Raw genomic sequence first — 23,603 nt, 5'->3', positions numbered from 1 at the left:
AGGTGGCTCAGCCTTCGCTGCGAGCCGTTTCCCTGCCGTTTCCGAGCGCGATAACGCGGAGGAAACACGGCCGTCGGGGATCATGGGTGGCGTGCGGGTTCTGGTGGTCGAGGACGAACCGTTGCTGGCGGCAGCGATCGCGGAGTGGTTGCGGGACGACTCACATGCCGTCGACGTGGCCGGCGACGGTGGTGCCGCGCTGGAACGCCTGACGGTGAACGAGTACGACGTACTCGTGCTGGACCGCGACATCCCCGTCGTCCACGGTGACGAGGTGTGCCGGCGGCTGGTGGAGTCCGGGTCGGCCACCCGGGTGCTGATGCTGACGGCCGCGGCTGCTGTCACCGACCGGGTGGAGGGACTGGGATTGGGTGCTGACGACTACCTGACCAAGCCGTTCGCCTTCACCGAGCTGGCCGCGCGGGTGCTGGCCCTCGGGCGGCGGAGTCGTCCTGCGGATCCGCCGGTACTGCGTCGTGCCGGAGTGACGCTGGATCCGGCCCGGCACGAGGTGTTTCGGGACGGGCGGTACGTACCGCTGTCGAAGAAAGAGTTCGCCGTACTGGCGGAGCTGCTGCGAGCCGACGGCGCGACCGTCTCGGCCGAACAACTGCTGGAGAAGGCATGGGACGAGCACGTGGATCCGTTCACCGGGGCGGTCCGGCTGACCATCCTGAAGCTGCGGCGGAAGCTGGGGGAGCCGGGACTGGTGGAGACCGTCACCGGCGTCGGCTACCGCATTCCATGAAGCGGCTGACGCTGCGGGGGCGGCTGACGCTGATCTATGGCGGGCTCTTCATGGTCGCCGGGGTGCTCCTGCTCGGTGTGACTTACGTGCTGTTCAGCAACAACCTCACCGGCGGGTATCGCGTGCTGGTGCAGGGCACGTACCACGACTCACCGCCTGCCACTCCTTCTACGCCGTCTACGAGCCCGCCGCCGACTACGAGCCCGACACCGAGGCCGCCGAACCAGTTGTACGTGCTGAACAAGGACGGCGACCTGCTGACCGGTCCGGCTGCCGACCAGGTCATCAAGGAGCAACGGGAGCAGGTACGACGAGCGGCGATCAAGTCACTGCTCACCCAAGGCAGCATCGCCCTGGTCGTGGTCGGCGGCTTGGCGGCCGGCTTCGGCTGGCTCGTCGCCGGACGGGTGCTGGCGCCTCTGCACCGGGTCACCGACACCGCCCGACGCATCGCCGCTTCTCCAGCGGCGCTGCACGAGCGGATCGACTTGCGCGGACCTGACGACGAGGTGAAGAACCTGGCCGATGCTTTCGACACGATGGTCGAGCGGCTGGACCACTCGTTCGACGGCCAGCGCCGGTTCGTTGCCAACGCCTCCCACGAGTTGCGTACGCCGCTCACCCTCGGCCGGGCCCTGGTCGAGGTGGCGATGCACCGCCGTACGGCGTCCGCCGACGTGAAGGAACTGGGCGAGAGCCTGCTGACGATCAACGCCCGGCACGAGCAACTGATCGACGGGCTGCTGATCCTGGCCGACTCGGAGAAGCAACTCAAAACTGTTTACCCGGTCAACCTTGGCGACATCGTCACCCACGTCGCCGGACAGCTGTCCGGCGAGGCTTCGGCCGTCGGTGTCGACCTGATCCGCGGCCCAGGCGACGCGCCGACCCAAGGCGACGCCCTGCTGCTGGAGCGCCTCGTCCACAACCTGGTCGAGAACGGCATCCGCCACAACCTGCCCGAGGGCGACCGCTGGGTCCGGGTGGTCAGCAAGACCCTCGGCGACCGAGTCGAGATCGTGGTCACCAACACCGGCCCCGACATCCCGCCGTACGAGGTCGAATCCCTGTTCAAACCCTTCTACCGCCTGGGCGCCGAACGCCTGGTCAGCGGCAAGGGCGCCGGCCTGGGCCTGTCCATCGTCCGCTCGGTAGCAGAAGCCCACGACGGCACGGTCGTCGCCACCCCACGCCCGGGCGGCGGCCTCGAAATCAGGGTCTCCTTACCTGCCGATCCGAACTGAGAAAAGGACACGTCGGCGACCGGTAATGCCTGCCCACGGGTGACTGTTTGGCGCCAGGATCTGGCGGATTTTCGGGAGCGGGGCGATGGTGAGGTAACCAAGTGTTGGGGAACGCGGCGCCCGGTGGGCGGCGCGGGGTTCATTTCGGGAGGGAATGGCCGTGGACGCAATGTCGAACGACTTCGGGGAAGTGCTCCTCTGGAGCTTCTGGTTCTTCATCTGGATCGCCGCACTGATGGTGTGGTTCCGGTGCCTGTGGGACCTGTTCAGCGACCGGTCGCTGAGTGGCTGGGCGAAGGCCGGCTGGGCGATCCTGCTCATCTTCGTTCCGTGGCTGGGGGCATTGATCTACCTCATCGCCCGGGGCCGGAGCATGAACGAGCGGCAGATGTCGGCCGTTGCGCGGCAGCAGGCCGAGCAGGAGAAGTACATCCAGCAGGTCGCAAGTTCCAGCAAGAGCCCGGCCGAGCAGATCGCGAGTGCCAAGGAACTGCTCGATGCGGGAACCATCACTCAGGAGGAGTACGAGTCCCTGAAGACCAAGGCGCTCGCCTGACCGCATCGGACTGACGACCCGAACTGCCAAGCGAAGGCCCGGACCTGATGGTCCGGGCCTTCTTTCGTCGCGGTGGCAGGATATTGGCTGTCGATGTGGCGGCAGGGCGTTCGTGTAGATGGTGACAGCACTCACCAGGAGGTTCAGATGAATCAGTACCTGCTCAGCATTTACCAGCCCGACGGACCGCCGCCCGGGCCGGAGTTTCTCGAGCCGATCATGCGTGACCTGAATGCGTTGAACGAGGAGATGCGGGCGGCTGGGGTTTGGGTGTTTGCGGCGGGTCTGCATCCGCCGGAGACGGCGACCGTACTGAAGGCCTCGGGTGAGGAGGTGTTGGTGACTGACGGGCCGTTCACGGAGGGGAAGGAACATCTGGGTGGGTTCACCGTGATCGAGGTGGAGGATCTCGACGCGGCGCTCAGTTGGGGAAGCCGGCTGGCTCGGGTGCTCAGGAACCTGTCCATCGAGGTTCGGCCGTTCGCCGGGTGAGCATGGACATCGCCGGGGTCTTCCGGGCCGAGCACGGGCGGGCCGTCGCGGTGCTGACGCGCGTGTTCGGTGACCTGGAGATCGCCGAGGACGCCGTACAGGACGCGTTCGCGGCGGCGGTGGAGAAGTGGCCGGCGAGCGGCGTACCGCCGAGTCCGGCCGGGTGGATCATCACCACCGCCCGGAACCGCGCGATCGACCGGCTGCGGCGTGAGGCGGTGCGCGAGGACAAGCACGTCCAGGCGGCGTTGCTGCAGGCCGAGGCCGAACCAGTGGAGGAGGGCGTCGTGCAGGACGACCGCCTCCGGCTGATCTTCACCTGCTGCCATCCGGCGCTGGCGCTCAACGTTCGCGTCGCGCTGACGCTGCGGATGCTCGGCGGTCTGACCACGGCCGAGATCGCCCACGCGTTCCTGGTCCCGGAGCCGACGATGGCGCAGCGGCTGGTCCGGGCCAAGTCGAAGATCCGCGCGGCCGGGATCCCGTACCGGGTGCCGTACGAGGCCGACCTGCCCGAACGCGTCCGCGGTGTGCTGGCCGTCGTCTACCTCATCTTCAACGAGGGGTACGCCGCTTCGTCCGGCGAAGCACTCGTCCGCGACGAACTTTGCGCGGAGGCGATCCGGCTCGGCCGGCTACTGGTCGAGCTGATGCCCGACGAACCCGAGGCCGTCGGCCTGCTCGCACTGATGCTCCTCCAAGCGTCCCGCCGACCGGCCCGCGTGCAGTCTGACGGCTCACTGGTCCTGCTCGCCGACCAGGACCCAGCGCTGTGGGACCGCACACTGATTGCCGAAGGCCAGGAGTTGGTACGACGCTGTCTCCGCCGCAACCAGCCTGGTCCGTACCAGCTCCAGGCCGCGATCAACGCCGTACACAGTGACGCGGCGACCGCCGCCGAGACGGATTGGCGGCAGATCCTCCAGCTGTACGACCACCTGCTCGCGATCGCCCCGAGCCCCATCGTCGCCCTCAACCGAGCTGTAGCCCTCGCCGAGGTGGACGGCCCCGCCGCCGCGCTCGACCTGATCGACGACCTGGACCTCGGCTCCTACTACCTCTTCCACGCGATCCGCGCCGACCTACTGGTCCGCCTCGACCGCCGCCCCGAAGCCCGCGCCGCCTACGAAGCGGCCGCAACCCTCACCGCCAACCAGTCAGAACAAGCCTTCCTCCAAGCTCGCCTGAACGACCTCTAGCCAGACGACCCTCGCAGCCGGCTACGCCCGCTCCTCCGTCGCGTGCTCGCCGGCAGCCCCACCCGCCCTTTTGCGCGGCTTATCGCCGCTAGTCTGCGTGCTGTCGCCCGCAACGAACCCGTCGCGCAACCCGGATCCTCCAGGCGACCGTGGACGCGCCGGGCTCCGTCATGAGCAACATGTCCGGCCTGCAGGAATTCGCCCAGGACCAGGAGTTCGCTCGTCACCCCCGTGGGACGCACCGCGGGGCTTGCAGCGAGACCCGGGTCATGGCACAGAATCGTCGCCCGAGGCTACGACCTGCGGAAATGGGGCACGACGTGCGTGTGTTGTCGACGTATCAAGAGGTTCGACAGAGCTCGAGGCGCCGGTGACTCGATCGGCCAGTGCAGTGCACCGCAACCCGGCTACCTCGGAGGTGTCGCAGTGATCGCGCAGTACGTGCTGGATCTTCGAGAGGTTGACGTTAGGCAGGTCGCGGTTGCTGGTGGCAAGGGCGCGCACCTGGGGGAGTTGTCGCGGATTGAAGGCATCCGCGTGCCGGCCGGCTTCTGCGTGACGACAGACGCCTTCCGGCGGATCATGGCGGAAGCGCCGTCGATCGACGATCGGCTCGATCAGCTGTCGCGTCTGAGCCCGGACGACCGGGAGGGGATCAGCACGCTCAGCGCGGAGATCCGTCAGACGCTCGAAGGGGTCGTCATCCCCGACGAGCTCGCGGCAGCGGTCACCGACGCGCTTGCACGGGTCGGCGAGCAAGCGGCGTACGCCGTCCGGTCCAGCGCGACGGCCGAGGACCTGCCGACGGCCTCCTTCGCGGGCCAGCAGGACACGTATCTCAACGTCGTGGGCCCAGCGGCGATCCTCCAGCACGTCAGCCGGTGCTGGGCGTCGCTGTTCACCGAGCGGGCCGTGACCTACCGCCTGCGGAACGGCTTCGACCACCGGAAGGTCCACATGGCCGTGGTCGTACAGCAGATGGTCCTCCCGCAGGCGGCCGGCATCCTGTTCACGGCCGACCCCGTCACGGGCAACCGGAAGGTCGCCGCCGTGGACGCCGGCTTCGGCCTCGGTGAAGCCTTGGTCTCCGGCCTGGTGAACCCGGACGTCTTCAAGGTGCGCGATGGCGAAGTTGTCGCCAAGACGGTCGCCGCCAAGCAACTCGCCATCTACGCCCTGCCGGCGGGCGGGACGCAGGTACTCGCGATCGACCCGCAACGGCAGGAGCAGCCGGCGCTGACGGACGCGCAGGTCGTGCGGCTCGTGCAACTCGGGCGGCGGATCGAAGCGTACTTCGGCCGCCCGCAGGACATCGAATGGTGCTTGGTCGACGATGGCTTCCAGATCATTCAGAGCCGGGCGATCACCACCCTGTTCCCGATTCCCGAGACCGGCGACCAGGAGAACCACGTCTACCTCTCCGTCGGCCACCAGCAGATGATGACCGACCCCATGAAGCCCCTGGGCGTCTCCGTGTGGCAGCTGACGGCCATGGCGCCGATGCTCGAGGCCGGCGGGAGGCTGTTCGTCGACGCCACCAAGCGTCTGGCCTCGCCGGCAGGTCGCGCCGCATTCCTGGACGTCGTGGGGAGAGGTGATCCGCTGATCAGGGACGCGTTGGAGACCGTCCTCGACCGCGGCGACTTCGTCCCGACACTCCCCGACGAGGGGCCCGGCGGGCCACCGGTCCGCGGCAAGTCCGCCCCGATCGAGACCGATCCGGCCATCGTCACCGAGCTGATCGAGCGCAGTCAGGCGTCTGTTGCGGCCCTGCGGCGCGACATCGCGACGTTGACCGGACCGGCGCTGTTCGACTTCCTGCTGGAGGCCTTCCAGGAGCACAAGCGAGTCCTCGGTGATCCGCTGAGCATGCAGGCGATCATGGCGGGAATGGAGGCCACCTGGTGGCTCAACGACCAGCTGCAGGAATGGCTGGGCGAGAAGAACGCGGCCGACACGCTCACGCTGTCGGCACCCAACAACGTCACCTCGGAGATGGGCCTCGCGCTGCTCGACGTAGCCGACGTGATCCGCCCGTACCCGGAGCTGGTGGCGTTCCTGCAGGGCGTCGAGAACGAGGACTTCCTGGACGAGTTGCCGAAGCTCGCGGGCGGGATCGAGGCGCGCGACGCCATCGAGGCCTACCTCGACCGATACGGGATGCGCTGCGTCGGCGAGATCGACATCACGAGGCCGCGCTGGAGCGAACGCCCCACCACCCTCGTGCCGCTGATCCTCGACAACATCAAGCTGTTCGAGCCGGGTGCCGCCCAGCGGCGCTTCGAGCAGGGGCGGCGGGAGGCGCAGAAGAAGCAACAAGACCTGCTGGAACGTCTTCGGGCTTTGCCGGACGGGGAGCAGAAGGCTGACGAGACCAAGCGGATGATCGACCGGGTGCGGACCTTCATCGGCTACCGGGAGTACCCGAAGTACAACATCATCAGCCGGTACTTCGTCTACAAGGAAGCCCTGCTGGAAGAGGCCGAGCGCCTTGTGGAGGCCAACGTGCTTCCCGAGAAGGAGGACGTCTTCTACCTCACGTTCCAGGAGTTCCACGACGTCGTACGCACCAACCAGGTGGACGATCAGCTCATCCAGGAACGCAAGGACGCGTTCCGGTCGTACCACGCGCTGACGCCGCCGCGGGTGCTCACATCGGACGGCGAGGCCATCACCGGCGCCTACCGGCGCGACGACGTACCGGCCGGTGCCCTGACCGGCCTGCCGGTTTCCGCCGGAACCGTCGAGGGCAGGGCCCGCGTCATCCTCGACCTGGCGAAGGCCGATCTAGAAGCGGGCGACATCCTCGTCACGGCGTACACGGACCCCAGCTGGTCGCCCCTGTTCGTCGCGATCACAGGCTTGGTGACGGAGGTGGGCGGCCTGATGACGCACGGCGCCGTGATCGCACGGGAGTACGGACTGCCGGCTGTCGTCGGCGTGCTAGACGCCACCCGCCTGATCCAGGACGGCCAACGAATCCGCGTCCACGGAACCGACGGCTACATCGAGCTCCTACCCTGACCAACCACACCGCTAGCCGGTCAACGTCCCGACCTCGATCCCGTGTCTTGCGTCAAGAAACTTGGCCGGGGCAGGTTGTGTCGCAAGCGGATCGCTAGCCGGGCGTGCCGTCGCGTTCGCTTCTGTTGGCGAGCTGCTGCACGTTCCCTGCGTGGATGTCGCTCACCCATTCCCAGCCCGGCTTGGCCGATGGGCCGATCCGCGGGTCGTCGGGAGCACGGCCGTCACGCAGGGCATGCATGTACGCGCGGTCCAGTTCGATCCGTGTGCGTGCTTGATCAGCTCCGCCGACGGACCCGTGCCCCGGGATGACGAAATCGACGTCGTCCGCCACGCCCTCGAGCACCAGCAGCCCAGCGACGTAGTCCTCGACCGGGTCGGCGGCCTCCTCGAAGTTGGGCATCGGAACAAAGAGATCAGAGAGCATGTCGCCGGCCGCGAGAACGCCGCGCTCCTCGATCAACAGCGCCGCATGGCCCTGGGCATGTGCCGGATGCTCGATAATCCGGACTTCAGGACCATCCCAAGGAATCTGCGTGGTTTCGGCAGGCAGACCGGTAATGAGGCCGAACAGGTCAAGCGGTGTCTCGTCGGCGATCTCCGGAGGTAATGCCTCGGCGGCGCGGACCTTCCAGTCCGGGTTCGACCGCAGATCTCGCAGATAAGCCGCGCAGCGGGCCGTGCCGTAACGGGGAGCTTCGCCAAGTTCGGCGTGCCAGAGCACGTGATCCCAATCAGGATGTGTCGAGAATCCTGCGACCACGGGCTGGCCCAACTCGCGAAGATCGTTCGCGAGGCAGGTCATTTCATCACCCGTTATCCCGGCGTCGATGAGCAACACGCCAGCGGTGCCTTGTACGACAACGGTGTTGTTCTGGAGTAACTCGCTCCGGTGGTTCAGCACACCCTCCGCGACCTGCGTCAGCACGGGCGGCTCCTTCCGCTGGTGGTTTGCAACCGCTCGTCGAGACCGTAGTACCTCGCGGCCGTGCTTTGGCAAGAGTTCATGGACGAACTGCCACTCGCGCGTTGGCGCCGAAACCCGACCGCAATCAGCGAGCGTCGCGAGCCGTACGTGATCTTGCGGACCGGCGGTGGTGGTGTTCGGTCGCGCGCGGCAACACGCGTGGGCTATCTGTACTTGCGTTTGTCGGAGCGGCGGTCGTCCGGGCGGCGTGGGGGTGGGCGGCGGGTGAGGGCGGCTACGGCGGCGCCGGCGATGGCGCCGAAGATGGCGGCGAAGGGGCTCATGACGACGGCGGGGCCGACCCACTTGCCGGGGTCGCCGGTGAACAGGGCGAACATGACGTTGACGGCAACCATGATGAAGGCGCCGACGACGGCGGCGCCCAGCAGCGGTTGAAACCTCCCCATCTCCCGAAGGTAGGTGGGGTGACGGCATGTGGAAACCGGAGTCGGCGCGGCGCCGGGTTCAGTAGGCTCGGGGGATGTTCGAGCTGGTGTGTGAGGTGGAGCCGCCGACGCGGCCGGACCTGAAGAAGGTGCGGCACCAGATCGGCGTGATGAGTCCGATCGCGGACGCGTTCCTGATCCCGGACAACCACATCGGGCGGGCGACCGTGTCGAGTGTCGCGGTCGCGAACGAGGTGCAGGCGATGGGGTCGCGCGGGATCGCGTGCCTCAACTCGCGGGACCGGAACCTGCTCGGTTTCCGGCGCGACCTGCTCACCGCGGCGGCGTACGGCGTCGAGCAGTTCCTGTTCGTGCACGGCGACGACCCGGCCGAGGGCGCGCGGACCAGCCAGCTGACGGTTCGGACGATGATCGAGCAGGCGCGCGATACGTCGTACCCGGGCTGCCAACCGTTCCAGGTCGGCGCGGCGACCCGGCTGCGGCCGGTGCCGCGGTGGAAGGCCGAGGCCGACTTCCTGTACGTCCAGGTCAGCTACGACCTGGACGAGCTGCTGCGCTGGCGGGACAGCGTCGCGCTGGACGTTCCCGTGTACGCCGGGGTGATGGTGCTGGCGAGCGCGAAGATGGCCCACAACCTGGCGGCCCTGCCGCAGCTCAGCATCCCGGACGCGCTGATCGAGGCGGTGGACCGGGATCGGGACGCCGGCGTCGACCACGCCTGTGAGCTGATCCTGAAGATCCGTGACTCGGGGGCCTTCGACGGCGTTCACCTGATACCGGTCAGCCGATACCGGCAGGTTGCCGCCCGCCTGGAGCGCGAACTCTGACCTCGGGTCGCACCGGTTTGGGCCGGAACCGACTAGTGTCCTGCTTGCAGGGATCCTACTGACGGGAGGAGGAGGCGTGGGTGTACCTGGCAAGGGGTTGATCGAGGGGCTGAAGGTCACCGCCAAGACACTGGCCCGCCGCTCCGTCACCGAGCAGTACCCCGATGTCCAGCCCGAGTTGCCGCCGCGGACCCGGGGCGTGATCGCGCTGCTGGAGGAGAACTGCACCTCCTGCATGCTGTGCGCCCGGGAGTGCCCGAGCTGGTGCATCTACATCGACTCGCACACCGAGACCGCTCCGTCGGTCGGTGAGCAGGCTCGCGAGCGCAGCCGGAACGTGCTGGACCGGTTCGCGATCGACTTCAGCCTGTGCATGTACTGCGGGATCTGCATCGAGGCCTGCCCGTTCGACGCGCTGTTCTGGTCGCCGGAGTTCGAGTACGCCGAGACCGACATCCGCAACCTGACCCACGAGAAGGACCGCCTCCGCGACTGGATGTGGACCGTCCCGGCACCGCAGCCGATCGACCCCGGACCCACCGTCACGCCGGCGCCGGAGACAGCCGTTTCGCCGGAGGCCGAGGCGTGACGACTGCACTCTTCAGCGTTGCCGGAGCAGTCGCGCTCATCGCCTCCGTCCTCGTCGTCACTTCCCGCCGGATCGTGCACGCGGCGCTGTGGCTGGTCGTCGCGCTCGGTGCGGTCGCCGGCTGCTTCGGCGCTCTGCACGCCGAGTTCGTCGCACTGGTGCAGATCCTGGTGTACGTCGGGGCGATCGTCGTCCTGGTCCTGTTCGCGCTGATGCTCACCAAGGCGCCGACGAATCCGCTGCCCGCGCTGACCACGCGGCGCAGTCCCTTCGCCGCGGTGGTGGCGGGTGTGCTCGCGCTGATCCTCGGGTCCGGTGTCGTGTTTGCTTTCGGCAACGAGAAGATCGAACCGGTGCCGGACGGGTCGGCGGAGGCTGTCGGGACCGCGATCTTCAAGACCTGGGTGCTCCCGTTCGAGGTTCTGTCCGTCCTCCTGCTGGCAGCGTTGATCGGAGCGATCGCCCTGTCCCAGCGGAAGAAGACGGAGGAGGACTGAGATGCCGTTGGTTCTTCCGCTGCTGCTGGCGGTCGCGTTGTTCTGCATCGGTGTGTACGGCGTGCTCGCGCGCCGCAACGCGATCACGATGCTGATGTCGTTCGAGCTGATGCTGAACGCCGTCAACCTCAACCTGGTCGCCTTCGATGCCTGGCGGCTGGACGGCCTCGCCACCGGCCAGACGCTGGCGGTCTTCGTGATCACGCTGGCGGCGGCCGAGATCGGCCTCGGGCTGGCGATCGTGCTGCTGCTGTTCCGCGGTCACGGCCACGTCGACGCCGATGCCGCCCGGGATCTGGTCGAGCAGGAGAGGGCCACATGATCGCGACCGCCTGGCGCGTGACCGGCGTCGGCTTCTCCCTGCTCGTCGTACTCGCCGCCGGTCTGCTGTACGGCGTTGAGCCCGACCAGACCAGCTTCCTGAACTCGTCCGTCGGCGACCTCACCATCGGCTTCGCCGTACGCACCGATGATCTGACCGTCCTGTTGCTCGCAGTCGTCGGCGTGATCGCGACCTGCGTCCAGGTCTACTCCCTCGGATACCTGCACGAACGCCCGGCGTCGTACCACGCTCTCGTCACTCTGTTCACCGCGGCGATGGTGACGGTCGTGGTCGCCGACAGCCTGTTCCTGCTGCTGATCGGGTGGGAGGTGATGGGCGCCTGCTCGTACCTGCTGATCGGTCACTACTGGGAGCGCCGCGACGCCCGCTCCGGCGCGGTGAAGGCGTTCCTGATGACCCGGTTCGGCGATGTCGGCTTCCTGTTCGGCATCTTCGTCATCGGCGTCGGTGCCGGCACCTTCCGGATCTCCGAGCTCGACCCCAGCCAGATCTCCCCGGACGTACTGACCACCGGCACGCTGCTGCTCCTGGTCGGCGTGGTCGGCAAGTCGGCCCAGATCCCGTTGCAGACCTGGCTGCCGGACGCGATGCCCGGCCCGAGCCCGGTCAGCGCGCTGATCCACGCCGCGACGATGGTTGCCGCCGGCGTCTTCCTGATCGCCCGCCTGTTCGATCTCTTCGCCGCCTCCGAGACCACGATGACCGTGCTGGCGATCGTCGCCTCGGTGACGATGCTGTTCGCCGCGCTGTGTGCGATGGCCGCGGTCGAGGTGAAGCGTGTGCTCGCCTGGTCGACCGTGAGCCAGCTGGCGATCATGTTCTCCGCGTTGTCCTTGGGGACGGCGGACGGTCGCCACGCTGCGCTTTTCCACCTGGTCACCCACGCCGCGTTCAAGGGTCTACTCTTCCTCTGCGCCGGCGTCCTGCTCCACCAGGTCGGCAGCGCGGCATTCGTCGTACTGCGTCGCTACACGCGCCGCGGCCGGTTGCGTAAGGCGTTGCCGGTCACGTTCGCGACGATGACGATCGGTCTCGCTTCGCTGGCCGGCGTACCCGGGACCGCCGGGTTCTTCTCCAAGGACGCGGTGGTCGAGGCGGCCTGGGAGCACGCGCGGGACGGTGCGGTCGTGGGATGGGTCGTGCTGGTGTCTGTCTGCTTGACCGCGGCGATGACCGCGTTCTACTGCGTGCGGATGTGGTTGTGGGTGTTCTTCCGGACGCCCGCGCTCGCCGGCGCGATGGGAGCCTTCGAGGACGACGACCCGATGGCCGACCTCGAGGAGCCCGACAGTTCCAAGCTCCGCGACGCGCCGTGGGTGATGCTGTCGCCCTTGGTCCTGCTCGCCGTCGCTTCGATCGTTCTCGGGTACGTCGACGGCGTCCATCTCAACTGGATCGTCGGGTTGGTGACGACTGTGCTCGCGTTGCTCGGGGCGCTTCCGGCGTACTCGCTGTGGTCGCGGGGAGCGGATCCGCGGCCGGTGGTGCTGGAGCGTGAGTTCGGCATCGACACGCTGTACCACCGGATGTTCGCCGTACCGGTGCGGTGGTTGGCGCGGCTGACGGTTGCGGGGGATCAGGACGTGGTCGGGGCTTATGTGCGGGCGGTCGGTCGAACCGGGATGTTGGCGTCACAAGGGTTCCGGCGGTTGCAGACAGGAAACGTGCAGAGCTATCTGACCGCGGCGGTGGTCGGCGTGGTTGCGCTGGCGGTGCTTGCCGGGGTGATCGGCTCATGAGCGCGATTCTGCTGGGGATTCTTGCGCTGCCGCTGCTTGCGGCGCTTGCGTTGTGGGCGCTTCCGGCCGCGATCGGGGACCGGCTGGCGGCGCTGTACGGCTCGGTGATTTCGGGGCTGGTGCTGGTCGGGTCGCTGTTGCTCTGGCCCAGCGGGAGCTGGTTCGCGTACTCGAACCTGCTGGACGAGGTGCTCGGCGACGGCGTCCGGCCGCTGCAGGCGGTGACGAACGTGCCGTGGATTCCCGCCCTCGGGGTGCGGTTCCACGTCGCGGTGGACTCGATCTCGATGCCGCTGATCGTGCTGACCGCGCTGCTGGTGTTCCTGTGCTGCCTGTACTCGTTGAAGATCACGCCGCGGGTCGGCCGGACCCGGTCGCTGATCGCGCTGCTGCTGGTGATCGAGGCGGGTGTGATCGGCACCTTCTCGGCGATGGACCTGGTGCTGTTCTTCATCTGCTTCGAGATCGTGCTGATCCCGATGTGGCTGGTCATCGACATCTGGGGTGACGACCACGACCCGGCCGGCCGCAAGCGGGCCGCGACGACGTTCGTGCTGATGACGGTGTTCGGCTCGGCGCTGATGTTGATCGGGTTCCTGCTCGTGTACCGGGAGGCGGGTACGTTCGACATCGTCCGGCTGACCAACTCGCCAGTGCTCGGCGGGCATGGGGTGCCGCTCGCAGCGGCGGTGCTGATCGCGGTCGGCCTCGCGGTGAAGGTGCCGCTGTGGCCGTTGCACATCTGGTTGCCGGACGCGCACGCGAAGGCGCCGACGGTCGGGTCGGTCCTGCTGGCGGGGGTGCTGCTGAAGCTCGGCACCTACGGCCTGATCCGGATCCTGGTCCCGGTGCTGCCCGATGCGACTGTCACGATCGCGCCGTACCTGGCCGGATTCTCCACCGTGGCGATCATCGCCGGGTCGCTGGCGTGTCTGGCTCAGACCGATGTGAAGCGGCTGATCGCGTACTCGAGTGTCGGCCACATGGGTTTCATCGGGCTCGGGATCGCCACGCTGTCGCCGGCCGGGCTGCGGGGCGCGCTGTTCGCGAACATCGCGCACGGGATCATCACCGGTCTGCTGTTCTTCCTGGCGGGTGCGATCAAGGATCGGCACGACACGAGCGACCTGCGGACGATCGGGCGGGCGCTGTATGCCCGGTTGCCACGGATCGGTGCGCTGCTGACGTTCGCCTGCCTGGCGTCGCTCGGGTTGCCCGGGCTGGCCGGGTTCTGGGGTGAGATGTTGATCCTGCTCGGTGCGTACGACCCGAGCGACTTGTTGCCCCGGACCACTTATCTGGTGCTGATGGTGATCGCCGGCCTCGGGACCGTGCTGACCGCCGCGTACTTCCTCCGCCTGGTCCGCAACCTCTGCCAGGGTGATCCCGCCGAGCACCCGGCCGCGGCCTTCGCGGTCGACCTGAGCCGGATCGAGCTCATCACCTGGGCACCGCTGATCGCACTCACCGTCCTGCTCGGCGTCTGGCCCGGCCTCCTCCTAACCCAGTGGGGCAGCCTGTGACCCTGACTTGGACCGACTGGCAGGCGGTCGCCGTACCGTTGGCGCTTGCGCTCGGGGCGGTTGCCGTGTTGTTGGTGGACGCCTTCTGGAAGAGCGCGCCGGCGCAGCTCCGGCACACCCTGATCACGTTCCTCACCGGCGCGGTCATCCTGTTCGGGCTGGTCTTCGTCTGGGCCCAGCGGGACGACTTCAAACCGGCGTTCTGCCGGCCGGCGGTGGAAGGGCCGGCCGAGTGCAGCCTGGTGTTCGAGCCGTTGACCGCCGGGCTGTGGGCGGTGCTGCTGATCGGCGGGCTCGGGGTCGTCGGGTTGTCGGCGTACAAGCTGCTGGCCTCGGACATCCCGGTCGGGGAGTACCACTTCCTGCTGCTGAGTGCGCTCACCGGCGCGACGGTGCTTGCCGGGGCGCGCGATCTCGCCACCGTCGTGATCGGGCTGGAGGTCGTCTCGCTGCCGAGCTTCGCGATGGTCGCGCTCCGCCGGGATCGCCGCGGGTCCGAGGGTGCGCTGAAGGCGTTCCTGGTGTCGGTGCTGTCGACCGCGGTGATGCTGTTCGGCATCTCCTACCTGTACGGCGTGACCGGCTCGCTGTACCTGACCACGATCGCGAACCGGCTGAACGGGCTCGACCCGGATCTGCAGCGGGTCGCGTTCGCGGCCGGGCTGTTCGTGATCGTCGGCTTCGCGTTCAAGATCGCGGCGGTGCCGTTCCACGCCTGGCTGCCGGACACGTACGTCGGGGCGCCGATCGAGGTGACCGCGTTCCTCGCCGTCGTGTCGAAGTCGGCCGGTGTCGCCGGACTGCTGGTGCTGGTGACGACCGGGATCGCACCGGACGGATCGGATCTGCGCACGGTGGTCGCCGTACTCGCCGCGGTGACGATGACGGTCGGCAACCTGGCCGCGCTGCGCCAGGTGGAGGCGGTCCGGCTGCTGGCCTGGTCGTCGATCGGTCAGGTCGGGTTCCTGCTCGCTCCGCTGGCGGTCGGCGACGCGCAGGCTGTGGTCGGGTATCTGGCGGCGTACGTCGTGGTGACCCTCGGCGCGTTCGGTTCGGTCGCTGTGGTGCAGCGGCATCGGCCGGGTGGGCTGCTCACGGACTATCGCGGCATGGTGCGCTCCGAGCCGGGGCTGGCGGTTGCGCTGATCTTCTTCCTGGTCGTGCTGGCCGGTCTTCCGCCGGGCCTGGCCGGTTTGTTCACCAAGTTCGCCGCCTTCCAGGCCGTCATCGACGCGCATCTCGGCTGGCTCGCGATCGTGATGGCGATCAACGTGATGATCGGCCTGGCGGTCTACCTCCGCTGGATCGCCGAGCTCTTCCGCCTCCCTGCCGAGGATCCGTTCTCGGTCGACATCGAGTCCCCGGCCGTCGCGATGATCTCACTCTGCGCCGCCACAGCCGCCGTACTGTCGGTGCTCCCGAGCACCCTGTTCGCCCTGGCCACCTGACAGCTTCAAGCGGATTGCTTGGCCAGGAAGCCTTCGTACTGCGACCAGACTCGGCGCCAGAGCTGGTCGCGCTGGGTCCGGCCCAGGTGCGGAAGCGGCAGGTAGAACTCGTCGGCCAGGGTGGCGAAGTAGTCGGCCAGGGTCTCGATGATGGTCGAGTCGATCCGGTCGGCGAACGTCTCGGTCAGGCCGACGGAGCGGAGCACCACCACCGACTTCGGCTTCCGGCGGAAGGCGGAGGCGAGCCGGCGGAACGGGGACTCCGGGTTGGCGGAGAGGTTCGCGTGCTGGTCGGCGAAGGCGCCCAGGCCGACCTCGGCGGACTCGAAGTCCATGCCGATCAGGTTGGCCCGCGGGTCGTGGTCCAGCCGCCAGCCGTCGACCTTCTCGGACGGACGCAACCGGAGGTCGAACGGCTCCTGGTAGGTACTGCCCACCTCCAGCGGTAGCGGCTGCACCAGAGTCTCGCCGAGCCCGGCGTCGACCAGCCAGAGGCGATCCGGATCCTCGACCAGCCCGCTGACCGTGAGCACCATGTGGCTGGCGTCGACGTCGCCGGGCCGGGTCGGGGTCTGCGCGCCGCCGCGGTGCATCGTCACGCGGTAGCCGAGTTCGGTGAGTAGGAGAGCGAGGCACCCGTTCAGCTGGAAGCAGTAGCCACCCGTCTCCCGCGCGATGATCCGCTTCGACGATTCCTCCGGCTCGAGTGGTCCACCCGGCTCCAGCTGGAACTGCACGGACTCGTACGGCACCTGGTCGACGTACGCCTCATGCAGCCGCGACAAGGCTTCCAATCGAGGCGGGCCGTCGTACTCGCTGATCCCGATCCGTCGCAGGAACGCCTCAGTGTCCATCCGCCTAGGCTAGGCCAGGTGATCGTCGACGTACTCACGGTCCAAGAGACCCTCGAGGCCGCTCCGGAGCTGGCCGCCGTCTACCTGTCCGCCTTCGGGGCGCCGGGGTACGACGAGGATGCCGCCAGGGCCGAGGAGTTCCGGAGCGAGCAGTTGCCGCTGCACTCGGAGCGCGACGGGTTCAAGTTCGTCGCCGCTAGATCGGACCACCGGATCATCGGGTTCGGATACGGGTTCACCGGGCAGCGCGGGCAGTGGTGGTCGGACCGGATCGCCGAGTCCGCGCCGGCGGAGATCGTCGAGGAGTGGATCGGTGGGCACTTCGAGATCGTGTCGTTGGCGGTCGCGGTCGACGAGCAGGGCCGAGGGGTGGGTGCGGCGCTGCACGACGTACTGATGGCTGACCTTCCGCACGGGAAGGCGCTGCTGACGACCTGGGTGGACGATCGGCCCGCGCCCAGGCTGTACCGGCGCAAGGGGTGGCAGGTGCTGGTCCCGGATCTGGGCTGGGGATCGGCGCTCTACGGGTTAAGCCTTCGCTGAGCTTTGGACACCACGATGCCGCTGTCGCCATGACCTGGCAGGGTAGGGGCCATGACTTCTGAGCGGATCTATGTCGGGAGCTACACAAGTCAGCCGGGCGGCGGGCAGGGCATCGGGTTCGGCCCGCTGGACGGGATCGGACTGGTCGCGACGATCACCGATGCGTCCTTCTTGGTCAGATCCGCGGACGGGCGGTTCCTCTACGTCACGAACGAGACCGACCACGGCAACGTCAGCGCGTTCGCGATCCAGCCGGACGGTGCGCTGGAGCTGCTGAACGAGCAGCCGACCGGCGGCGACCACCCGTGCCACCTGGACATCGACCCGTCCGGCCGGTTCCTGCTGTCGGCCAACTACACGTCCGGGTCGGTCGCGATCCACCCGATCGCGGCGGACGGCTCGCTCGGCGAGGCCACCCAGGTGCTGCAGCGCGAGGGCACCGGGCCGAACAAGGAGCGCCAGGAGGGTCCGCACGCGCACCAGATCGCGTTCGACCCGTCCGGTACGTACACCTTCGACGTCGACCTCGGCTCGGACTCCGTCTACGTGTCCACGCTGACCGAGGACGGGCGGCTGGAGGAGGTTGACCGGCTGCACATCCACCCCGGCGCGGGTCCACGGCACCTCGTGTTCCACCCGAGCGAGGGAGCGGCGTACGTGATCAACGAGCTCGACTCGACGCTGACCGTCTGCAGCTACGCCGACGGCAAACTGCAGATCGTTCAGACCGCCTCGACCCGGCCGGCCGACTCCCCGGGCGAGAACTTCCCGGCCGAGCTGCTCATCTCCGCCGACGGCCGCCACCTGTACGGCTCCAACCGCGGCGACAACACCGTCGCGGTCTTCGCCATCGCAGGCGACGGCCTCTCGGTCGAGCTCGTCCAGACGATCGACTCGGGCGGCGACTGGCCCCGTCACCTTGCCTTCAGCAACGACGGGACCCGCCTCTACGCCGCCAACGAACGCTCCGACACCATCGCCACCTTCGTCATCGACGCCGCCGACGGCACCCTGATCCCCGACGGCGCCCCGGTCTCCTGGCCGAAGCCGGTCTGCATCCTGCCGGTCTAGGACTTCGCGGCCAGGTAGAGGCGCAGGATCGTGTCGTAGTCGACGATCTCTGCCGCCGCTTCGGCGAGGTCGTCGGCGGTCACGGGCTGCTGGCTGCCGACGATCAGGAGCTTCCGCGGTTCGCTCACCTCGACGTCGTACTTCGTCTGGACGAAGGCGCGGTTCTCGGCTTCCTCGAAGTACTTGGCGTACTCGGCGAGCTGAGCCGCGCCCTCGCGGACGGTGGCCGACCGGCGGTGCTTCTTGCCGGCCTCGCGGAGCGGGAGGCCGAGGTCGCCGACGATGTGCGTCCCGTCAGCCCGCTCGAGGATGAAGTCGGGCGTGACCGTGCTGTCCGGCCCCTCGAGCGACGGCCGGGGGATCAGCCGGGTCGCGTCGAACGCAGTCAGCAGGATGCTCTCGTGCTCGGTCAGGAACTCCTCGGCGGTCGAGTCCTGGAGGCCGTGCGCGAGGTAGGTGCTGGTGAACGCCGCGCTCTTCAGGCCCTCGTCGCCGCGCGGCGCGCTCACGGTGCCGACCGGGTCCAGGTGGGGTGCCGCGGTGGCGAAGTTCCGCAGGAAGTCCAGGTACTTGTCGGCCGGCTCGGACCGGTGGATCGCGAGGGCGAAGAAGGTCCAGTGGAGTCTGGTCGCCGTACCGGCGGAGTGCACGAGCAGGACCCGGTCGAAGGTCGAGTAGTTGCCCGGCGCGAACCGGAGCAGCTGGTCGCCTGGGCCGACGTACGTCTCGCCCAGCATCTTCTGAGCGCTCGGGAACCTGGCGTCCAGCTCGCGACGCCCGGCCTCGGTGGCGACAGTCGCGTCCTTGAGGATGTTCTCGCCGGCCAGCGAGACGACCGGTGAGCCGTCGGTGAGACCGAAGTACTCCTCGATGCTCTGCGCCTTCTGACGTCGTACCTCGAGGGCCCGGTACTCGCGGCTCACCCCGACCAGCTCGAGGATGTTCCAGTCCGGGGTCTCGGTCAGCACCATCATCCGCGGGTACAGCAGCTGCCCCGGCAACTCGCGTCCGTGACTGCCGGGCAGATGCTCACTCACGCTCCGTAGGTGGTCGCCCCAGAACTGAGTGTTCACCTTCACGAACTCGGTGGGTTTCAACGCCCGCTCCTCTCGGCCAGATCGGTCCTCAGAGGAAACCACGGACCGGCCCGCCGCTATTCCGGCGGGCCGTCAGATGCCGACGAAGTCAGTTGTCGACGAAGGAGGTGAACATACCCGGCTGGTAGGAGCCGCCCGGGTTGCGCACGATCACCTGCATCCGGTTGGCCGCGTTGATCAGCGCGACCAGGGAGACCAGCGCGGCGATCTGGTCGTCGTCGTAGTGCTTGCGCACCAGCTCCCAGGTGTCGTCGGAGACGCCGGTGCTGGCATCGGCGAGCCGGGTGCCTTCCTCGGCCAGCGCCAGCGCGGCCTGCTCCGCCTCGGTGAACACGGTCGACTCGCGCCAGGTGGCGACCAGGTGCAGGCGGACCGCGGACTCGCCGGCGGCGGTGGCCTCTTTGGTGTGCATGTCGGCGCAGAAACCGCAGCCGTTGATCTGGCTGGCGCGCAGGCTGACCAGCTCCTGCGTGGCCTTCGGCAGCGTCGACTGTTCGATCACCATCGCGGCGTTGGCGAAGCGCTTCCCGAACTTCGCGGCGAGCGGGTTCTCGATCAGGTTGAATCGCATGGATGTCGTCCTCATTCGTGGAGTTGTGTAGTGGATGACCACGAGACGTCGGCGACCGGGCTCCTGTGACTGTGACGTGAACCACCGAACCCGGATGTCACAGAGCGGCCGGGACCGGCGTCCCGTGCAGGAGAGAGTCGAGAGGAACCACCTATGACCGAGCGCATGGATTCCGCCACCGAGGCGTTCGTCGCCCACCGCAACCTGCTGTTCACCGTCGCCTACGAGCTGCTCGGCTCGGCGGCCGACGCGGAGGACGTGCTGCAGGAGACCTGGCTGCGGTGGGTGGACGTCGAGCACGACGAGGTGCGGAACCAGCGCGCGTACCTGGTCAAGATCACCACCCGGCAGGCGCTGACCCGGCTGCGCACGCTCGGCCGCCGCAAGGAGTCGTACGTCGGCCCCTGGCTGCCCGAGCCGCTCCTGACCGCACCGGACGTGGCCGAGGACGTCGAGTTGGCCGACAGCGTCTCGATGGCGATGCTGCTGGTGCTGGAGACCCTCACCCCGACCGAGCGCGCGGTGTTCGTACTCCGCGAGGTCTTCGACCTGGAATACGACGAGATCGCCGAAGCCGTCGACAAGACCCAGGCCGCCGTCCGCCAGATCGCCCACCGCGCCCGCAACCACGTCGCCGCCCGCCGCCCCCGCGGTGTCGTCTCGGCGGCCGAGTCCCGGGGCGCGGTCGAGGCCTTCCAGCGCGCCATCGAGACCGGTGATCTGCAGAGTCTGCTCAACCTGCTCGCGCCGGACGTCGTGCTCCTCGGCGACGGCGGCGGAGTGCGGCAGGTCGTCCCGCACCCCGTCGTGGGCGCCGACAAGGTGGCCCGCCTGCTGTCGGCCGGCCTCCCCAACCTCCCCGGCAACGTCTCGGTCGAGCCGGTCCAGATCAACGGCTCGCCGGCCCTCATCGTCCGCATCGGCGGCGAGATCGACGACGTCGTGGCCCTCCGCCTCGACGACGGCCTCATCAGCGGCCTCTACGTCGTCCGCAACCCCGAGAAACTCTCCCGGGTCGAACAGGAGAACGCCGTGACTCGCTAGCCCGCCGGATCATCTGGCCCAGCAGGTAGGAGAGACATGTCCAGTCGCATCCTGGGACGAAGCGCCGTACGACGGCCTTCCGGCGCCGTCATCGCCGCTCAACGGCCTGGGCAAGGACACCTGGCAGGAGGCGCACCTGCCGGTCGGCAAGGCCCTCGGCCGCACCGGCCGGGCCGGCGAGCTCGTCACCGAGGTCGAAGGCAAGATCGCCGACGCGCGCAAGGCCAACTCGGTCTTCGCCGGCAAGACGGTGACGTTCTTCAACTACGCCGGCGCGGTGCTCTACCTGATCCACTCCAACGAGGACACCTCGATCAAGTTCCTCCGCGCCCTCGGCTTCGCCGGCGTCTCGGACACCGTCGCCGCCATGCCGAACATGCAAGGCTCCTCCGGCCGCGCCGAAGTCTCTCCGGAGCTGTACTCGAAGATCGAGGCCGACCTGATCATCGGAACCAGCTCCGACGGCAAGCTCGACACCCTGACCGCCACCCCACCTTCGCCCGCGTCCCCGCCGTGACCCGCGGCGCCTTCGTCCCCCTGAACGTCGGACGATCCACCTCCATGGTCTACCTCTCGGCCCTGAGCCTCACGTACGCCGTCCAAGACCTGACGCCAGAGCTGTCCCGGGCCCTGAACGCCGGCTGACCGGCCTTCGAAAAGCAGCCGGAAGTCGTGAGGGATTGCCCGGCCGTGACGCGTTGACCCGCCTATAGGGCGCTCGTAGCGTCGAAATGATGCCCGTGATCCGATGCTCCGGGCACATCTCGAGGGGGGCCCAATCGTGGCCAGAATTCGCGCTGCCCTGTCCCGTGTCAAACTCGCTGTCGGAGCGGTCCTGGTGATCGCTCTGCTCACGCCGACCACCGGAGCCGCCGTCTCTGCGGCACCGCAGGGTCCGGCGGTCACGAGCGGCGCCGCGGCAATGAACGGCAACGCGGTGATCCGGTGGAACGAGACCGCCGCGACGGCCGCGCTCGCTGCCACGCTCGCACCGACGCTCAACCCGCTGCACGAGTCCCGGATGTACGCGATCATGCATATCGCCATCCACGATGCGCTGAACGCCATCTCGCCACGCTCGCGTCCCTATGCCTTCCACGGCCGCGCACGCCACGCCTCCCCAGACGCTGCCATCGCTGCCGCCGCGCGAACCTCATTGGTCGCAGCCCTGACGGACCTGACACCACCGTTCACCGACACCGCCGCCGCGATCGCAGGCGTGGAGACTGCCTACACCGCGGCACTTGCCGCCATTCCCGACAGCAAGGCGAAGCTGGACGGCATCGAGCTCGGGAAGAAATCGGCGTACACGATCCTCGCGAAGCGCGCTGACGACGGCGCTTCGACGATCCTGCTGATCGACGCCGGCTTCCCGCAAGGCGTCAACCCCGGCGAGTACCGCTTCACGCCTGATACGCCGTTCGCCTTCGCGCCGACCTGGGGAGAGGTGAGGCCGTTCGCACTCAGGTCCGCCGGACAGTTCCCGATCGCGCCGCCCTTCCCGCTCGGCTCCAAGCGGTACACCGCGGACTTCAACGAGGTGAAGCGACTCGGTGGTGACGGCATCACCACGCCGAGCGCACGCACCGCCGAGGAGACCCAGATCGCCCGGTTCTGGGTGGAGAGTTCACCGCTGCAGTGGAACCGCGTCGCCCGCCAGGTGGCAACGGCCCGGCACCTGGATCTCTGGCAGAGCGCCCGCCTGTTCGGCCTGCTCGACATCGCCCTGACCGACGGTTACATCGCGACCTTCGACGTGAAGTACAAGCTCCTGTTCTGGCGCCCGGTCACCGCGATCCAACTGGCCGCGACGGACGGCAACCCCAACACCGCGGCCGACCCGACCTGGACCCCGCTGGTGACCACCCCGCCGATCCCGGAACACGACTCCGGCCACAGCGTCGAGGGCGGCGCCGCGGCCGCAGTACTCCGCGGCTTCTTCAAGACGGACCGGATGAACTTCTCGCTGTGCAGCTTCACCGCCGTTCCCGGCAGCACCTGCACCGACCCCAGCCCGACGATCCGCCACTACAGCAGCTTCTCCCAGGCCTCCAACGAGAACGCCCGCTCCCGGGTCCTGGTCGGCTTCCACTTCACCCACGCCACCACCGAAGGCGTCAAACACGGCACCAAGATCGGCCGCCTGACAGTCAACAACTACCTCCAACCCCACCGCTGAGAGGCCGGCACCAACGAAACAGCCCCTGCTCTGCGTTTCCGCAGGTCAGGGGCTGGTTTGCTGCTGGTGGCGGGTGCAGGGTTCGAACCTGCGTAGGCATACGCCGACAGATTTACAGAGGGCCGCCTGCAACGCTCTGGCCTGCGCGGATGTCAGCAGGCAGTCAAACTTCCGCACCAATTCCGCGTCGCACACCTCTGCGGGCATTGTGGGCGCCCCTTCCGACCGCGCTCCACGAGCAGTCAACAGCCCGGTCGGCACGATCCCTCAGACCGCTTCCATGCCATGGATTTCCCCTGTGTTGCGGGCAGTTTGACTGCCTTTCATTTGAGTCCACTGACGTCCACTCGTGTCCGGACCGGTGTGGGGTCGTTGCCTCCCGGTTTGCCTCCCGAAAGGTGGCTCCGCCCACCCACTCTGTGATCCGACAACTGATCCGCGACGGATCTACGCCAACTGATGTGCGACACCGCCCGGCTTTCGACGACGGCATGCTGGCGGTCCTAACGTGCGGATCTACCGAGTTGAGGACGTTCGGCGACCCCAATGCGCCTCCTCGGCGAGCTTGCCGACGCAGCCTTGCTGCCCCCTGGGCGCCGCCGGGCTCATTGTGGCCATAGCAGCGGCGCGATCGGCCGAAT

22 protein-coding genes and 1 pseudogene are annotated in these 23,603 nt (G+C 68.1%); 18 read left to right on the top strand and 5 right to left on the bottom strand.

The annotated features are described in order from the left end of the window. The first annotated feature begins 91 nt into the window (after window positions 1-91). From ACGFIF_RS18810 to rph, 6 genes are all read left to right on the top strand, one after another. Window positions 92-748 carry a response regulator transcription factor gene (locus ACGFIF_RS18810; protein WP_393155899.1) on the top strand — a complete coding sequence of 219 codons (657 nt, stop codon included), beginning with the start codon at window positions 92-94 and terminating at the stop codon, window positions 746-748. Next, on the top strand, window positions 745-1,992 hold the full coding sequence (locus ACGFIF_RS18805) for a sensor histidine kinase (RefSeq protein ID WP_393155898.1): 1,248 nt from the start codon (window positions 745-747) through the stop codon (window positions 1,990-1,992). The genes ACGFIF_RS18810 and ACGFIF_RS18805 overlap by 4 nt, the downstream gene beginning before the upstream one ends. 169 nt (window positions 1,993-2,161) lie before the next feature. Continuing rightward, the gene (locus ACGFIF_RS18800) at window positions 2,162-2,548 is read left to right on the top strand and encodes an SHOCT domain-containing protein (protein WP_393156797.1); all 387 of its coding nucleotides are present in this window, start codon (window positions 2,162-2,164) and stop codon (window positions 2,546-2,548) included. Window positions 2,549-2,695: 147 nt separating this feature from the next. Then, a complete protein-coding gene (locus ACGFIF_RS18795; RefSeq protein WP_393155896.1) occupies window positions 2,696-3,040 on the top strand; it encodes a YciI family protein in 345 nt (114 codons plus the stop codon). Between the two features lie 2 nt (window positions 3,041-3,042). Next, a complete protein-coding gene (locus tag ACGFIF_RS18790; RefSeq protein WP_393156795.1) occupies window positions 3,043-4,239 on the top strand; it encodes an RNA polymerase sigma factor in 1,197 nt (398 codons plus the stop codon). A gap of 426 nt (window positions 4,240-4,665) precedes the next feature. Next, window positions 4,666-7,263, top strand: a complete 2,598-nt coding sequence (gene rph, locus ACGFIF_RS18785) for a rifamycin-inactivating phosphotransferase (protein ID WP_393155895.1) — start codon at window positions 4,666-4,668, stop codon at window positions 7,261-7,263. Window positions 7,264-7,357: 94 nt separating this feature from the next. Here rph and ACGFIF_RS18780 read toward each other — a convergent pair whose 3' ends face one another. Both ACGFIF_RS18780 and ACGFIF_RS18775 read right to left on the bottom strand, forming a co-directional pair. Beyond that, on the bottom strand, window positions 7,358-8,191 hold the full coding sequence (locus ACGFIF_RS18780; RefSeq protein WP_393155893.1) for an MBL fold metallo-hydrolase: 834 nt from the start codon (window positions 8,189-8,191) through the stop codon (window positions 7,358-7,360). A 203-nt stretch (window positions 8,192-8,394) separates the two neighbouring features. After that, on the bottom strand, window positions 8,395-8,637 hold the full coding sequence (locus ACGFIF_RS18775; protein ID WP_393155891.1) for a hypothetical protein: 243 nt from the start codon (window positions 8,635-8,637) through the stop codon (window positions 8,395-8,397). A gap of 74 nt (window positions 8,638-8,711) precedes the next feature. On the opposite strand from ACGFIF_RS18775, the gene ACGFIF_RS18770 reads away from it, so the two are divergent. From ACGFIF_RS18770 to ACGFIF_RS18740, 7 genes and pseudogenes are all read left to right on the top strand, one after another. Further along, window positions 8,712-9,464 carry a methylenetetrahydrofolate reductase gene (locus ACGFIF_RS18770; protein WP_393155890.1) on the top strand — a complete coding sequence of 251 codons (753 nt, stop codon included), beginning with the start codon at window positions 8,712-8,714 and terminating at the stop codon, window positions 9,462-9,464. Between the two features lie 199 nt (window positions 9,465-9,663). Then, window positions 9,664-9,891: pseudogene (locus tag ACGFIF_RS18765) on the top strand (4Fe-4S binding protein); the annotation flags it as partial. Window positions 9,892-10,049: 158 nt separating this feature from the next. Next, window positions 10,050-10,550 (top strand): NADH-quinone oxidoreductase subunit J, encoded by a 501-nt coding sequence (locus ACGFIF_RS18760; RefSeq protein WP_393155888.1) that lies wholly within the window; start codon window positions 10,050-10,052, stop codon window positions 10,548-10,550. A 1-nt stretch (window position 10,551) separates the two neighbouring features. Beyond that, window positions 10,552-10,872 (top strand): NADH-quinone oxidoreductase subunit NuoK, encoded by a 321-nt coding sequence (gene nuoK / locus ACGFIF_RS18755; protein WP_393155887.1) that lies wholly within the window; start codon window positions 10,552-10,554, stop codon window positions 10,870-10,872. Beyond that, complete coding sequence (locus tag ACGFIF_RS18750; RefSeq protein ID WP_393155885.1) at window positions 10,869-12,632, top strand: NADH-quinone oxidoreductase subunit L; 1,764 nt, start codon at window positions 10,869-10,871, stop codon at window positions 12,630-12,632. Before nuoK ends, ACGFIF_RS18750 begins: the two co-directional genes overlap by 4 nt. Beyond that, window positions 12,629-14,155, top strand: coding sequence for a NuoM family protein (locus tag ACGFIF_RS18745; RefSeq protein WP_393155883.1), 1,527 nt, complete (start codon window positions 12,629-12,631; stop codon window positions 14,153-14,155). Before ACGFIF_RS18750 ends, ACGFIF_RS18745 begins: the two co-directional genes overlap by 4 nt. Continuing rightward, complete coding sequence (locus ACGFIF_RS18740; RefSeq protein ID WP_393155881.1) at window positions 14,152-15,603, top strand: NADH-quinone oxidoreductase subunit N; 1,452 nt, start codon at window positions 14,152-14,154, stop codon at window positions 15,601-15,603. The genes ACGFIF_RS18745 and ACGFIF_RS18740 overlap by 4 nt, the downstream gene beginning before the upstream one ends. A gap of 5 nt (window positions 15,604-15,608) precedes the next feature. Here ACGFIF_RS18740 and ACGFIF_RS18735 read toward each other — a convergent pair whose 3' ends face one another. Then, window positions 15,609-16,457 (bottom strand): arylamine N-acetyltransferase, encoded by an 849-nt coding sequence (locus ACGFIF_RS18735; protein ID WP_393155880.1) that lies wholly within the window; start codon window positions 16,455-16,457, stop codon window positions 15,609-15,611. 18 nt (window positions 16,458-16,475) lie between these two features. On the opposite strand from ACGFIF_RS18735, the gene ACGFIF_RS18730 reads away from it, so the two are divergent. Together ACGFIF_RS18730 and ACGFIF_RS18725 are read left to right on the top strand one after the other, a co-directional pair. Continuing rightward, entirely contained in the window at window positions 16,476-17,000 is a 525-nt protein-coding gene (locus ACGFIF_RS18730; protein ID WP_393155879.1) for a GNAT family N-acetyltransferase, read from the top strand. A 51-nt stretch (window positions 17,001-17,051) separates the two neighbouring features. Then, window positions 17,052-18,071 carry a lactonase family protein gene (locus ACGFIF_RS18725; RefSeq protein ID WP_393155878.1) on the top strand — a complete coding sequence of 340 codons (1,020 nt, stop codon included), beginning with the start codon at window positions 17,052-17,054 and terminating at the stop codon, window positions 18,069-18,071. Here the strand turns inward: ACGFIF_RS18725 and ACGFIF_RS18720 are convergent. Then, window positions 18,068-19,168 carry a hypothetical protein gene (locus ACGFIF_RS18720; RefSeq protein ID WP_393155876.1) on the bottom strand — a complete coding sequence of 367 codons (1,101 nt, stop codon included), beginning with the start codon at window positions 19,166-19,168 and terminating at the stop codon, window positions 18,068-18,070. The two genes, ACGFIF_RS18725 and ACGFIF_RS18720, sit on opposite strands and share 4 nt — an antisense overlap. Window positions 19,169-19,256: 88 nt before the next feature. After that, window positions 19,257-19,739, bottom strand: coding sequence for a carboxymuconolactone decarboxylase family protein (locus tag ACGFIF_RS18715; RefSeq protein ID WP_393155874.1), 483 nt, complete (start codon window positions 19,737-19,739; stop codon window positions 19,257-19,259). A gap of 153 nt (window positions 19,740-19,892) precedes the next feature. Here ACGFIF_RS18715 and ACGFIF_RS18710 point away from each other — a divergent pair, with 153 nt between their 5' ends. From ACGFIF_RS18710 to ACGFIF_RS18700, 3 genes are all read left to right on the top strand, one after another. Then, a complete protein-coding gene (locus tag ACGFIF_RS18710; protein WP_393155872.1) occupies window positions 19,893-20,783 on the top strand; it encodes an RNA polymerase sigma-70 factor in 891 nt (296 codons plus the stop codon). A 13-nt stretch (window positions 20,784-20,796) separates the two neighbouring features. After that, window positions 20,797-21,300, top strand: coding sequence for an ABC transporter substrate-binding protein (locus ACGFIF_RS18705; RefSeq protein ID WP_393156794.1), 504 nt, complete (start codon window positions 20,797-20,799; stop codon window positions 21,298-21,300). Between the two features lie 264 nt (window positions 21,301-21,564). Continuing rightward, a complete protein-coding gene (locus ACGFIF_RS18700) occupies window positions 21,565-22,962 on the top strand; it encodes a vanadium-dependent haloperoxidase (protein WP_393155871.1) in 1,398 nt (465 codons plus the stop codon). Window positions 22,963-23,603 lie beyond the last annotated feature (641 nt).

It is taken from the genome of Kribbella sp. NPDC049174, from assembly GCF_043197365.1.
Taxonomy (GTDB): Bacteria; Actinomycetota; Actinomycetes; order Propionibacteriales; family Kribbellaceae; genus Kribbella.
Note: the sequence above shows the minus strand (reverse complement) of the source record. Positions and strands in the feature narration are given on the sequence as shown.

Coding starts and splice junctions, on each gene's coding strand:
- ACGFIF_RS18790 (WP_393156795.1), top strand. CDS start 3,043: ATGGACATCGCCGGGGTCTTCCGGGCCGAGCACGGGCGGGCCGTCGCG.
- ACGFIF_RS18795 (WP_393155896.1), top strand. CDS start 2,696: ATGAATCAGTACCTGCTCAGCATTTACCAGCCCGACGGACCGCCGCCC.
- ACGFIF_RS18725 (WP_393155878.1), top strand. CDS start 17,052: ATGACTTCTGAGCGGATCTATGTCGGGAGCTACACAAGTCAGCCGGGC.
- ACGFIF_RS18735 (WP_393155880.1), bottom strand. CDS start 16,457: ATGGACACTGAGGCGTTCCTGCGACGGATCGGGATCAGCGAGTACGAC.
- ACGFIF_RS18750 (WP_393155885.1), top strand. CDS start 10,869: ATGATCGCGACCGCCTGGCGCGTGACCGGCGTCGGCTTCTCCCTGCTC.
- ACGFIF_RS18775 (WP_393155891.1), bottom strand. CDS start 8,637: ATGGGGAGGTTTCAACCGCTGCTGGGCGCCGCCGTCGTCGGCGCCTTC.
- ACGFIF_RS18805 (WP_393155898.1), top strand. CDS start 745: ATGAAGCGGCTGACGCTGCGGGGGCGGCTGACGCTGATCTATGGCGGG.
- ACGFIF_RS18770 (WP_393155890.1), top strand. CDS start 8,712: ATGTTCGAGCTGGTGTGTGAGGTGGAGCCGCCGACGCGGCCGGACCTG.
- ACGFIF_RS18710 (WP_393155872.1), top strand. CDS start 19,893: ATGACCGAGCGCATGGATTCCGCCACCGAGGCGTTCGTCGCCCACCGC.
- ACGFIF_RS18745 (WP_393155883.1), top strand. CDS start 12,629: ATGAGCGCGATTCTGCTGGGGATTCTTGCGCTGCCGCTGCTTGCGGCG.
- ACGFIF_RS18800 (WP_393156797.1), top strand. CDS start 2,162: ATGTCGAACGACTTCGGGGAAGTGCTCCTCTGGAGCTTCTGGTTCTTC.
- nuoK (WP_393155887.1), top strand. CDS start 10,552: ATGCCGTTGGTTCTTCCGCTGCTGCTGGCGGTCGCGTTGTTCTGCATC.
- ACGFIF_RS18715 (WP_393155874.1), bottom strand. CDS start 19,739: ATGCGATTCAACCTGATCGAGAACCCGCTCGCCGCGAAGTTCGGGAAG.